Source organism: Telluria sp. LT2P34 (assembly GCF_059685915.1).
The window spans coordinates 505,734-518,912 of the sequence record NZ_JCASIN010000002.1 but is presented as its reverse complement, the minus strand read 5'-3'; the positions used below and the strand labels follow the sequence as shown (position 1 = coordinate 518,912).

Here is a 13,179-nt window from a genome sequence, read left to right as displayed (position 1 = left end):
CAGCATGGTCCTGCTGCCTATGATGCCCGTGTGGGAGGATTCTTACGAAGACAGGGCACTTTGTCTCAGGTGTCCGGTAGTTTTACGGTATTGCGACGCACAATAAATACGGTTATATTGGAACTGTCTCCTCCAGTGTTTCTCCGAAATCCTGGATTACCGCCCGCTACCGCAAGGTCAGTGGGCGTTTTTTTGCCCTTACGCCCCGTCGCCCTGAAAACTTCCCGCACGCCAGGTCAGCACCAGCGTATCGCGGTAGCCGTGCGCGTCCAGCGGCTGGATCGGCGTCGACTCGTGGATCACGCGGGCGTCGTCGAGCAGCACCATGGTCCAGGGCTCGCTCATCGTGAAGCGCAGGCCGCGCGGGCCGTCGGCTTCGAACATGCGGGTCTCGCCGCCCTTGATGCCGGTGCGCCCGACCAGGATCACGGCCACGAAATCGACGCCGTCGCGGTGCGCGCCTTCCGGCGTCGGGCGACCGATGCCGTCGGCGGTATCGATGCGGAACTGGTGCGCCTCGACATACCAGGGCTGTTCTTTGCGCACGCTGGAACAGACGGCGCCGAGTGCGCGCAGCAGGCGCTCCCAGCCCGGTTGTGCGATCGTCGCCGCTTCGATCGGCTCGAACAGGCGGTGCATGCCGCCGTGCAGGGCGTTGTATTCGACCGGCTGCCAGTGCGCGCGGTGCGGCGTCTGCGCCAGCGTCTTGCCGTCGTCGATGAAGCAGGAATGACGCCGGCGCCGGTAGCGCCCGCCGTCCTTCAGGTAGTTGTCCAGTTCGAGCCGGTCCCAGCTCGGCGCCAGCGCCTGCAAATCGTCGAGCGAACAGCCGGCCAGCGCGGCGACGTCCGTCGGGCACAGCAGGCCGTAGCCGTCGCCGTGCAGGGCCTCGTGGAGGCGGGAAGGGTCGGTGTAGAGCGGTTTTGGTGAGGTCATGCCCGCTAGGCTAGCATTTACCAGGTTTTTGTAAAGCTCACCCGCAGCGACCGCGGCTCGATCGGATGGAAGTGGGTGTCCTCGCGCGACGCCGCTTCGCCCGCCAGGCGCGACTCGTAGAAATAATCGATGGCCGAATCGCGCCGGTTGGCCAGGTTGTAGCCCTCGATCTCGAGCTGCAGGTCCTTGCTGATCCGGTAGCCGATGCGCCCGTTGAGCGTGGTGCTGGCCTGCGAGCGCACGCTGTTGTCCTCGACCAGCGGGCGCGGGCCGAAATAGCGCATGCGCAGGGCGCCCGACCAGGGTCCGAGCTTGTCGAGCGTCAGGGCCAGCTGGCTGACGCCTTCGACCGCGCCGGGAATCCGCGCACCGCTGCTCGAGCGCGCACGCGCGTAGGCCGCGTCGAAGTCGACCGACAGCCATTTCAAGGGCTTCCAGTAGTTCGACACTTCGATGCCGTAGCGGCGGCTTGCGTCGCCCGCTTCGGTCGTGCCGGCGTCGCCGATATAGGTCAGCTCGGAGTCCAGGTCGAGCCGGTAGAGCGACGCGGCCATCTGCATTTTCGGGATCGCTTCCGAGCGCACGCCCAACTCCATGCCGCGCGAGCGCACCAGGCCCGGGGAGCGTCCGAGCGTATCCATGGTCAAAGGATCGATCGCCGCGGTCGTGCCGCGCGCGTCGTTGCTGTGGAAGCCGTGGCCGTAATTCGCATACAGCTCAGTGGACGGCAAGGGTGCGACGATCAGGCTGAACGAGGGGCTCAGCTGGGTGTCGTAGGTGCGCCCGGAATTGGCGGCCAGGTCGCTTTCCACATCAAAACGGTAGCGGTCCGCGCGGACTCCCGCCACGGTGCGCACGAGGGCGTTCCAGCGCGTCGCGCTTTCCACGAACAGGGCGCCGCTGGTCTCGACGATATGGTCTTCGCGCGTGGTCGAGAGGGTCTGGCGCGCGCGCGTGTTGCGCAGGGCGTTATAAATGTTGTCGTTCTGGAGGCGCGCGCCGAAGGTGAGATCCGAGGCGATGGTGGCGCCGCGGTGCACGTGCACGGTGTGGCTGGCGTCCAGGCCGCTGATGACGCGGCGGTCCGGCTGGGCGAACTGGTCGCCGTTGACCGGGTCGTTGAGGAAGTAGGTAAAGTTCGAGAACACCTCGAGCTGGTTGCGGATCACGTAGGCGCTGACTTTCGAGGCCGACTCGGCGCCGGTCTGGCGCCACATGCCGGATACGCTGTAACGGCGCGCGCTGCCGCCGTCGGTGCCGTCGATCGCATCGAAGCGTCCGAGCGTGCCGTCTTCGACCGCGCGCAGCGGAATCTGGTCGGTCGCGTTCCAGCTGCCGCGGTAGGCCATCGCGGTGACGTTCCAGCCGTTGTTGGCGAAGCCGCGGCTGTAGCGCAGCACGCCGTTGACCTTGCGGTAGTCGTCGGGCAGGGTCCAGGGACCGTCGTTCTTCATGCCTTCGAGCGCGTACAGCAGGGTGCCGCCGCCAAGCTGCGGCGAGCCGGCCAGCAGCGCGCGCCGGTAGCCGTCCTGCCCGAGCGTGACATTGGCCATGTCCTTCACCAGCTTGTTCGCATAGACCATCTCGGCGCTGCCCGCCGAAGCGAAGTCGCCGTCGCGCGCCGAGTAGGGCCCCTTGCGGTAGTCCAGACGGCCGACCAGTTCGGGAATCACGAAATTGACGTCGGTCCAGCCCTGGCCATGCGCATGGCTGCGCGCGTTGACCGGCATGCCGTCGACCCAGGTGGCGAGGTCGGTGCCGTGGTCGAGGTTGAAGCCGCGCAGGTAGAACTGGTTGGCCTTGCCTTCGCCGCTGTGCTGGCTGGCGATCAGGCCCGGCATCGCTTCCAGCATTTCGCCGGGGCGGTAGACCGTGCGCGCGGCGAGCTCCTTCTGGCCGACGCTGCCGGCGTTGGCCGATTCGGCCACGCCGAGCTGGCTCGTGCGCGAGCCTTCGACCAGCACGCGCTGGACGATGGGTTCGTCCGCGCTGGCGCTGGAGCAGGCAAACAGGGCGGCGAGCGCGCAGGGCAGGGGGCGGAGCAGGAACATGGGAAGTCTTTCAGCGCGCCGGCAGGTCGGCGGTGTTGCGATCGAAGGTCAGGGTGCGGACGGCATTGCCGTCGTTGAGGTTGACGGCGTTGACCTGATCCGGCAGGAAGTCTACCAGCACCTGGTGATGGACGGCGCCCACCTTCCACACCGGGGTCTGCTCGAGCTCCTGGAAGATCGTGATATTGGTCGGGTCGACTTTCACGCCGATCCAGCGGATTTTCAGGGGCGCCTTGTCCTGGCCCTGCAAGCGGAAACGCGGCTCGACATACTTGCGCAGCACCTCCTGGTCCTCGGGGTCGGCCAGGTCGAACTGGCGCCCGTAAAGGTTGGCCAGCAGGGCCTCGATGTCGTGCGCCATGTAGGTGTGCACGATCTCGGTGCTGCCGGTACGCGCATTGAAGGAAATGTCGGCGATGCCCGCATGGAAGCGGTGCGCCGACACCAGGCTGCTCGCGCACAGCAGCGCGGTGGCGATCACCGCCTTGATGGACATCATTGGGCCACCTTCGGCGCCGCGGAATCGGTCTTCACCTCGGCCTTCTTCAGCGGCGTATTAAAGTCCTTCATCATGTCGTTGCCCGGCGGCGTGGTCTTGAACAGCTCCAGGCGCGATGGGGTCAGCGTGCGCGGCCAGGCGTTGTTGTCGACATTGATGTCGGCCGTCTCCCAGAACGGATCCTGGGCCAGGCCGACCATCGGCTCGTCGGTGACGATCAGCTTGGTGATCTTGGTCGGCGAATAACGCCATACTTCGGCTGGAATGCGCTCGACGTATTTCTTGCCGCTCTGGAGTGTGACCTCGAGCACCAGCGGCGTCACCAGCCCGCCGATGTTGGAAAAATCGACCAGGTAGAGGTGCTTGCCCGAACTGAGCAAGGCCTTTTCCCAGTCTTCCAGCTTTTCCTGGGTCTCGGCGAACTTGTTGCGGTCGGCGTTGGTGACCGTGAAGTCGTCGTTCTCGTTATAGAAATCCTTCAGCTCGGGATGCGCGTCGACGCGGCGCGGCATGCCCTTGTTGCGCTGGTCGGTCACGGACAACGGCTCGGCCTGTTTCAGCTTGCGCCTCCAGGCCTTTTCGATTTCCGGGTTCTGGGTACTGACCGTGTACTCGCTGATACCGTCGATGGACACGTCCACTGCATCGGTCCCGTAGAACCAGCCGCGCCAGAACCAGTCGAGGTCGGTGCCGGACGCGTCTTCCATCGTGCGGAACAGGTCGGCCGGGGTTGGACGCTTGAACTTCCAGCGGCGGCCGTATTCCTTGAACGCGAAGTCGAACAGCTCGCGCCCCAGCACCGTCTCGCGCAGCACGTTCAGGGCGGTGGCCGGTTTGCCGTAGGCGTTCGGGCCGCGCTGCAGCACCGACTCCGAATTGGTCATGATCGGCGTCTGGTTCTTGCTGCGCATGTAGTCGGTGATCGCGCGTGGCTCGCCGCGCCGCGCCGGGTAGTTTTCTTCCCACGCGCCTTCGGCCAGGAACTGGAGGAAGGAATTCAGGCCTTCGTCCATCCAGGTCCACTGGCGCTCGTCCGAGTTGACGATCATCGGATAATAGTTGTGGCCGACCTCGTGGATGATCACGCTGATCAGGCCATACTTGGTCGCCTTCGGATAAGTCAGTTCGCCGGTCTTTTTATCCTTCGTCGGACGCGGGCCGTTGAACGAAATCATCGGGTATTCCATGCCGCCGATCGGGCCGTTCACGGAAATGGCGGCCGGGTAGGGGTAGTCGAAGGAATACTTGTTGTACTGCTCGATGGTATGGACGACGGCCTGGGTCGAGTAACGCTCCCACAGCGGGTTGCCTTCCTTCGGGTAGTAGGACATCGCCATCACGGTATCGTCGCCGCTTTTCACGCCCTGGGCGTCCCAGATGAACTTGCGGCTCGAGGCAAAGGCGAAGTCGCGCACGTTTTTCGCATTGAAGCGCCAGGTCTTCAGGGCGGTGGCGCGCTGCTTTTCGGCGGCTGTCGCCTCGGCCTGGGTGACGATGATCACCGGCTTCTTTGCCGTGCGTGCCTGCGCCAGGCGCTCGCGCTGGGCTGGTGTGAGCACCTCGCCCGGGTTCTGCAGTTCGCCGGTGGAGGCGACGATGTGGTCGCTTGGCACCGTGATCTCGACATCGTAGTCGCCGAATTCCAGCGTGAACTCGCCGTCGCCGAGGTACTGCTTGTTCTGCCAGCCGGCCACGTCGTAATAGGCGGCCATGCGCGGGAAGAACTGGGCGATCTCGAAGATGTCGTTTTTGTCTTCTTTACTATCCTTGTCGACCCCAAAGCGCTCGTAGCCCATGCGCCGTCCGACCACGTTCGCCTCAGGAATATTAAAACTCCACTCGAGCGCGAACGAGAAGCGCGCACCCGGCTTCATCGGCTGCGGCAGATCGACGCGCATCATCGTGCGGTTGATGACGTAACGCAGTGGGCGGCCGTCGGCGCCCTTCACGCTCTTGATGTCGAAGCCGCCGGCAAAGGCACGGCTGTCGAAATTGGCGCGGAGCGCGTCGAACTTGACGCCGTCGGCGCCGGTGCGCTGCCAGGCCTCGCGCGACGGAATCGTCGAGATGTTCCGGTTGTCCGAATCGGCGCGGAACATGTTCTGGTCGAGCTGCACCCACAGGTAAGAGAGGGTGTCGGGCGAATTGTTATGGTAGGTGATGGTGCCGGCGCCCGTGATCGCGCGCCTGGCTTCGTCGAGGGTGGCGCGCAGCTTGTAGTCGGCGCGCTGCTGCCAGTAGGCGTGCCCCGGCGCACCCGAGGCGGTGCGGGTGGTGGTCGGCGTCGGCAGCAGCTCGTCGAGCTGGCGGAACTTGTCGTCGAACTTGTCGGCGGCGTGGGCGCCTGCGGACAGGGTCAAGGTCAGCGCAAGAGTTGGCACAAGCGCGCGCGCGAGGTGTTTGATGGTCATGGTGTCTGCTACTGAATGTGAAAACCGGCAGCCGCGCATGATGCGCGACCGCCGGTTGAAAACGGATGCGGGGCCGATAATTAGTTCGGCACCACCGGTACGGTTTCCTTCTTCGCTTCCTCGGTCGCCGCCTTCTCGTCCTTGGTCTTGAGCTTGGTATTGAAGTCCTTCATCATGTCGTTGCCGCCACGATCGGTCTTGAACAGTTCCAGGCGCGATGGGGTCAGCTTGCGCGGCCAGGCGTTGTTGTTCTGGTCGATGTCGGCCGTTTCCCAATACGGGTCTTGCGTCAGGGAGGTCAGCGGCTCGTCGGTGACGATCAGCTTGGTGATCTTCTTCGGCGAGTAGCGCCACACTTCGGCAGGGATGCGCTCGATGTATTTCTTGCCACTCTGGAGCGTGACCTCGAGTACCAGCGGCGTCACCAGCCCGCCGATGTTGGTGAAGTCGACCAGGTACAGGTGCTTGCCCGAAGCCAGCAGCGCTTTTTCCCAGTCTTCCAGCTTTTCCTGGGTTTCGGCGAACTTGTTGCGGTCGGCATTGGTGACCGTGAAGTCGTCGTTCTGGTTATAGAAATCCTTCAGCTCGGGATGCGCATCGACGCGGCGCGGCATGCCCTTGTTGCGCTGGTCGGTCAGCGAGATCGGCTCGGCATCCTTCAGCTTGCGCTTCCAGGCCTTTTCGACTTCCGGATTCTGCGAACTGACCGTGTACTCGCTGATGCCGTCGATGGATACGTCCACCGCGTCGGTGGTGTAGAACCAGCCGCGCCAGAACCAGTCGAGGTCGGTGCCGGAAGCGTCTTCCATGGTGCGGAAGAAGTCGGCCGGGGTCGGGCGCTTGAACTTCCAGCGCTGCGAATACTCGCGGAAGGCGAAGTCGAACAGCTCGCGGCCCAGCACCGTCTCACGCAGCACCGTCAGGGCGGCGGCCGGCTTGGCATAGGCATTCGCGCCGAACTGCAGCAGCGACTCGGAATTGGTCATGATCGGCACCTGGTTACGGCTCTTCATGTAGTCCGTGATCAGGCGCGGCTCGCCGCGCATTTCCGGCCAGTTCTCTTCCCACGCCTCTTGCGCAAGGGTCTGGACGAAGGAGTTCAGGCCTTCATCCATCCAGGTCCACTGGCGCTCGTCGGAGTTGACGATCATCGGGAAGTAGTTGTGGCCGACTTCGTGGATGATCACGCCGATCAGGCCGTATTTGGTGCGCTTCGAATAGGTCAGCTCGCCGGTCTTTTTGTCTTTCGTCGGACGCGGGCCGTTGAAGGTGATCATCGGGTATTCCATGCCGCCGACCGGGCCGTTCACGGAAATCGAGGTCGGGTAGGGATAGTCGAAGGAATACTTGTTGTACTGCTCGATGGTGTGGACGATGGCCTGGGTCGAGTAGCGCTCCCACAGCGGATTGCCTTCCTTCGGGTAGTAGGACATCGCCATCACGTCCTGGTCGCCGCTCTTCATGCCCTGGGCATCCCAGATGAACTTGCGGCTCGACGCGAACGCGAAGTCGCGCACGTTCCTGGCCTTGAAGTGCCAGGTCTTGTTGGTGGTGGCGCGCTTTTTCTCGGCCGCTTCGGCTTCCGCCTGGGTGACGATGATGACCGGCTTCTTCGCCGTCTTCGCTTGCGCCAGGCGCTCGCGCTGGGTCGCGCTCAACACCGCACCGGGGTTTTGCAGCACGCCGGTCGAGGCCACGATGTGGTCGGACGGCACCGTGATTTCGACGTCGTAGTCGCCGAATTCGAGCGTGAACTCGCCGGCGCCGAGGAACTGCTTGTGCTGCCAGCCGTAGGCGTCGTAGTAGGCCGCCATGCGCGGGAACCACTGGGCGATCTCGAACAGGTCGTTCTTGTCGTCGAACTTTTCAAAGCCCGAACGCCCGCCCAGCACCTTCTGCTCGTTGATCTTGTAGTTCCACTCGATGGCAAAGGTGTAGCGCTGGCCGGGTTTCAGGGGCTGCGGCAGGTCGATGCGCATCATCGTGCGGTTGATGACGTGGGGCAGGTTGCGTCCGTTGGCCTTGACCGAGGTGATGTTGAAGCCGCCGTCGAAGGTGATCCCTTCGAGCGTGGTGCGCATGGCGTCGAACTTCATGCCTTCTTCCGGGCTGCGCGGCTTGGCCCAGGCTTCGCGCGAGACCGCGGTGGCCGCCATGCGCGCGTCCGAATTGGGCTTGTAGATGTTCTGGTCCAGCTGCAGCCAGAGGTAATTGAGCGTATCCGGGGAATTGTTGTGATACGTGACCGTCTCGGCGCCGCGGATCGAACGGCTCGCTTCATCGAGCGTGGCGCGGATCGTGTAATCGGCACGCTGCTGCCAGTAGGCGTGTCCAGGCGCGCCGGAAGCGGTGCGGATGGTCGTCGCGGTCGGCAGAAGCTCGTCGAGCTGGCGGAATTTGTCGTCGAACGGATCGGCCGCGAAAGCCGACATGGTGAGGCACAGCCCCGCCAGAGCGATTGGCAAACGGTACATTGGTCCCCTGTTTTTATAGATGAATTAGGAGAAAGTATTCTAATAGCATCTTTCCGGGGCGCCGCCGCCGGATTTGTAAAAAAGCTGATACATGGGTTTTTACCACAGCGTCTTTTACTCCACGCGCGTGAACGGCACGTCGAAGGAGCCGGCCACCAGCCGCCCGCCGGAGCCGTCGATGCGCAGTTCAAGTTCGCGCGAGGCGATGAACAAGACCGTCGGCGAGGCCGCGTACAGCGGCTCGTATTGATCGGCGCGCAGGGCAAGCAGCAAGGCGCCCTCGCGGCGGGCGATCGTGAACTCGCCGAGCCCGGGCGAGGTATAGCGTCCGGCGAGTTTTTCCTGCTGCGCCCCGGTCAGCGCCACCGCCGTGCGCGGCACGGGCTGCTTGCTCGGCCACTTGTACTCGAAGGCGACCGCGCGCACCACGGCGTCGGCCAGGGCAGCGCCATTGGCGCCATTGGTCATGACGACCACGCCGTCGCCGTTTCCGCCGGCGTAGGCGAACAGCGTGTTCTGGTAGCCCATGTTGCTGCCGCCGTGGCCGAAGCCGAGCGCGGCGTCGCTGCCGTCGAGGATGACCCCCAGGCCGTAGCGGTTCTTCACCTCCTGCAGCATGCTGCGCGCGCTTGCCTGCGACAGCACGCCCTTGGCGCCGGCGGCGCTGCGCTGCAGGTCGATGGCAAAGCGGGCGAGGTCGCTCGGCGTTGTCCATAACCCGGCGGCGGCCAGTTCCGGATAGGTGTAGGGACCACCGGCGTAGGGCTTGCCGTTGGCGTCGTGCGGCAGCGCCGCGCGCGCCAGCAGCGTCGCCGGCAGCGGCTGGGCGAAGCTGCTGTCCTGCATGCCGATCGGTTTCAATACCGTGTCGGCCAGTAGCGCTGCGAAGGGCCGGCGCGTTCGGTCGATCAGCGCCTGCTGGACGATGCTGTAGCCGCCGCCGGAATAGCGCCAGGCGCCGCCCGGCGCGGCGTCGACACGCACCGCTTTGGTATTCGCCGGCGCGGCGCCGTCGAGCACCTGCACCAGGCTCGGTACCGGTGTGCCGGCCGCATAGCCGGGAAAGCCCGATACGCCCGTACCAGCCGTGTGCGACAGCAGCTGGCGCAGGCTGACTCTGGCATCGCCGGCAGCGGGCAGGCGCCAGGAAGTCAGGACGGTGTTGACGTCCGCGTCGAGATCGAGCTTGCCTTCCTGGGCCAGGCGCAGCGCGGCCATGGCGGTCACCGGTTTGCTGATCGAGGCCGCCTGGAACAGCGTTGCGGCGGTGACGGGCGCGCCGCCGGCCTGGGTCAGGCCGAAGCCCTGCGCCCAGGCCAGCTTGCCGCCCCGGATGACGGCAATGCTCACGCCCGGCACGTTCAGGCGGCGCATTTCGTCGGACAGCGTGCGCGTCGCCGGCTGGCCAGTGACCGCGACCGGCTGGCGCAAGCCGCGCTCGATGCGGGCGATCTCGTCGGCGGTGGCGGTTTTATTCAACACGTCACGTATCGCGCCGGCGACCAGCGCCGGGTGGCTCAGCTGCATCTGGTGCGACGCATCGGCGACGATGGTTTTCGCTTTTGGATACAGCTGGCCTACCAGGGCGCGCGTCCTGGCATCGACGTTGAAGGCGCCGAAATCGACGGGAATCGCAGTCGCCGATTGTGGCCGGTTGACGAGGCGGATGATCGGCATGTGGTCGATGCCGGGGAGCGCCAGCACCGCTTCGCCCGTTGCGTGGATGGCGTCGATTTCGCGTGCTACCGTCTCGGAAAAGAACAGCCATTTTCCAACTTTCGTGGCAAACGGAAAGTCTTCAGGCTTCTTGACGATGCCCGGGTACAGCGAATCGACCAGCACGAGGCCCTTGACCTCGTGGGGATAGCGCCTGGCGAAGAGCTGCATGTACAGGCCGCCCAGCGAATGGCCGACCAGGACGTAGGGCGGCACCAGATCTTTTTGCTTGAGCATGGCGCGCAGTTCCTCGACGATCGTATCGCCGTCGCGCGCTGTCGTGGTCGCAGCGCTGTTGGCGTAGCCGGGCCGGTTATAGGCGAATACCGTCGCGCCCGGGCTTACGGCTTGGATAACCTTGTCCCAGCCGTCGAGGGTGGCGCGCGAACCGTTCTCGAATACCACCACGGCTTTCGACGCTGGATGGCGGATCGTGAGCGATTCGAGCTTGTGGCCATCGACAAGCGCGACGCTAACCTGTCCGGCGGCCGCGGCCGCGGGCAAGGGCGTCGACACGCATGCCAGCGCAAGGCAAAGCGTGGACAACAGGGTGCGGGAAGGGAATAGGGGCATCGCTCGGCCGGTATGGTTGAAAACCATACGATTGCATTAAAGCCAAGCCCGTGCAGGCGGTTTGCGACGGGATGCACCATGGTGCGATGGAAGGCAGCAGGCGCGATTGCGCCCGCTGCCTTCCATCACACGCTTATGCCATCAGCTTCAGGTCGAACACCCGCTCCACCAGCCACACGAGCGCGATCAGCGCAATGACCACGGAGCCGCCCGTCATCACCGCCCGCCGATAAAACCCGCTGTGGCGCAAGAAATACGCGAGCGGCAGGAAGACGGCGACGATCGCCAGCTGCCCGAGTTCGACGCCGACGTTGAAGCCGACCAGCGACAGCGCCAGCGCGCCCTGCGGCAGCCCGAGGTCGGCCAGTACGCTGGCAAAGCCGAAGCCGTGGATCAGGCCGAACACGAAGGCGACCAGCGCGCGCCAGCGGTGCACCAGCGGCCAGATGTTGTTCAGCGCCGCCAGGATGACCGAGGCGGCGATCGCCGATTCGACCAGGCGCGAGGGCAGCGACAGCGCGCCCAGCACGGCCAGGGTCAGGGTCAGCGAGTGCGCCAGCGTGAACGCGGTGACGATTTTCAGGACGTCGATGCTCGAGGCCTTGAGCGTGTCGCGTCCCTGCCATTGTCCTTTGCTGCGTATCAGGACGGCCGGCAGCAGCAGGGAGAGCAGGAACAGGATATGGTCGAACCCGATCCAGATATGCCAGACGCCGTGGCGCACGTAGTCGGCGAACTGGCGCCAGCGCGCCGGCTCGGCCACCGCCAGCGTTTGCAGGCGGGCGTCGGGCGCGAAGATGGCGGCGCTGGTGAAGCTGCCATGGGTGAGCCGCAGCAGGCCCTTGTGCTGGGGGTCGATGTCGAACAGCAGGCCGTAATCGACCGCGAGCTTTGTCACCGGCGCGGCGCAGCTGCCTTGCAGGCGCAGCACCGAATAGGCGCCATCGGTGTGGTTGTCGATCAGCTGTTCGACCACGCGCAGGGTGCAGGCATCGCCGTCGCTGGCGAGCTTCAGGCGCGCCAGCGCATACGCGGCGATGGCGTCGTGGCGCGAACGCACCTCGTCCCAGGTCAGGGCGCCGTCGCCATTGGTGTCGATGCCGACCGCCATCTCGAGGTCGCGCAGCGCGATGTCCCACTGGCCGTCGATGCGTTCGTCCTGGACGTTCAGGGTCAGGTAACTGTCGCTGGCCTTGTGCGCATGCGCAGGCAGGGCCCAGGCCAGCAGCAGGGCCAGCACGGTAAGCAGGCGGACCATCATGCCTTGCCGCCCATGCGCGCGACTGTGGAGGCGATGGTCGCGTCCTCGATCCGGCTTTTCGCCAGCCAGTCGCGCACCAGGGCGCGCGCCTCGGGGTCCTTGCTGGCGGCGGCCGCTTCGGCCAGGATGCGCAGGTCGGCTGGTTCCTTCTGTACCGCCCAGTTCAGCTTGGCCAGGCGTACGCCGGCGGCCGCGTCGCCGCGCAGCGCCAGTTCGTAGCGCGCTTCTTCGCGCTGGTGGACGCTGTCGCGGCGGCGCCTGGCCGCGTCGAAGCGCGCGCCCAGTTCGGCGATGGCGCGTTGCGCATCAGGCATGCCCGCGGTTTTCAGGGCGATGGCATAGCGCAGCAGCAGCGCGTCGGCGGCCGCCTTCTCCTTTAAAAGCTGCACGACCTCCTTTGGACGGCCGGCGTCGAGCAAAAAGTCGGCATAGGCGCCCAGCAGGTAGCTGTCGCCCGGATCGAGGGCGAGCGCTTCGCGAAAATGGGCTTCGGCGGCCGGCGCGCGGCCCAGGCGCGCGGCCATTTCGCCGAGCAGGGTCGCAACCCAGGCGCGGATGCCTGGGTCGGCGTCGGGCTGTGCCGCATACGACTGGCGCAGGCGCTCGTAACTGTCGGCGGCCTGGCCGCTGACGCTGCCGACGCCGGACAGGCAGGCCTGCACTACCAGCTCGGGGGCGCGCGAATGCAGGCGCATGCAACTGGCGCGGGCGCCGGCAGCGTCGCCGGTAACGAGCTGCACGGTCGCGCGCGTCAGCCAGGCCTGGCTGTTGTCGCTGTCGCGCTGGAGTACGCTGTCGAGGTCGGCCAGTGCGGCGCCGAACTGGTGGGTGCTCTGGCGCAGGGTGGCGCGCAGCACCGCCACTTGCGCGGGCGCTTGCGGCTGCGACCACCAGGGCGCGAGCGCGGCCTGGGCGTAGCCGAGGTAGCGCGGGTCGCCGTCGCGGCGGCTTTGTTCGATGTAACGCTGGGCCAGCATGGTGGCCAGTTCCAGGTTGCCCGGATTGGCGTCCAGGGCAGTACGCAGGCGTTGCAGGTCGCGCCGTACCGGGCTGGCGCCGCCGGGCAGGCGTTCGAGTACCTGAGCGCCGCTGGCGGGAATATACGGCGCCGCGCTTGCGCTCCCGATGGAGCAGATGCAGGCGAGGATGAATGCGGTGATGCTCTTGCAGGCCATGAAAATCCAGATAATAAAAAGGCGGGACGGCGAACCGTCCCGCCAGCAACAGGGAACGCGGGACGGCGAACCGTCCCGCGCAA

The 13,179-nt window shown here is 65.4% G+C and carries 8 protein-coding genes; all 8 read right to left on the bottom strand.

Translation table 11 applies throughout. From position 1 onward, the window contains the following. Positions 1-198 precede the first annotated feature (198 nt). Entirely contained in the window at positions 199-936 is a 738-nt protein-coding gene (locus AC56KZ_RS08165; protein ID WP_497161653.1) for a 2OG-Fe dioxygenase family protein, read from the bottom strand. A 17-nt stretch (positions 937-953) separates the two neighbouring features. Beyond that, a complete protein-coding gene (locus AC56KZ_RS08160) occupies positions 954-2,987 on the bottom strand; it encodes a TonB-dependent receptor (RefSeq protein ID WP_497161652.1) in 2,034 nt (677 codons plus the stop codon). A gap of 10 nt (positions 2,988-2,997) precedes the next feature. Then, positions 2,998-3,486 carry a DUF6702 family protein gene (locus AC56KZ_RS08155; protein ID WP_497161651.1) on the bottom strand — a complete coding sequence of 163 codons (489 nt, stop codon included), beginning with the start codon at positions 3,484-3,486 and terminating at the stop codon, positions 2,998-3,000. Next, a complete protein-coding gene (locus AC56KZ_RS08150; RefSeq protein WP_497161650.1) occupies positions 3,483-5,897 on the bottom strand; it encodes a M1 family metallopeptidase in 2,415 nt (804 codons plus the stop codon). Before AC56KZ_RS08150 ends, AC56KZ_RS08155 begins: the two co-directional genes overlap by 4 nt. An 80-nt stretch (positions 5,898-5,977) precedes the next feature. Then, complete coding sequence (locus AC56KZ_RS08145; protein ID WP_497161649.1) at positions 5,978-8,371, bottom strand: M1 family metallopeptidase; 2,394 nt, start codon at positions 8,369-8,371, stop codon at positions 5,978-5,980. 114 nt (positions 8,372-8,485) lie between these two features. After that, positions 8,486-10,660: an alpha/beta fold hydrolase gene (locus AC56KZ_RS08140; RefSeq protein WP_497161648.1), complete on the bottom strand. Its 2,175-nt coding sequence runs from the start codon at positions 10,658-10,660 to the stop codon at positions 8,486-8,488. A gap of 133 nt (positions 10,661-10,793) precedes the next feature. After that, positions 10,794-11,921: a HupE/UreJ family protein gene (locus AC56KZ_RS08135; RefSeq protein ID WP_497161647.1), complete on the bottom strand. Its 1,128-nt coding sequence runs from the start codon at positions 11,919-11,921 to the stop codon at positions 10,794-10,796. Beyond that, a complete protein-coding gene (locus tag AC56KZ_RS08130) occupies positions 11,918-13,096 on the bottom strand; it encodes a tetratricopeptide repeat protein (RefSeq protein ID WP_497161646.1) in 1,179 nt (392 codons plus the stop codon). The genes AC56KZ_RS08135 and AC56KZ_RS08130 overlap by 4 nt, the downstream gene beginning before the upstream one ends. Between the last annotated feature and the right edge of the window lie 83 nt (positions 13,097-13,179).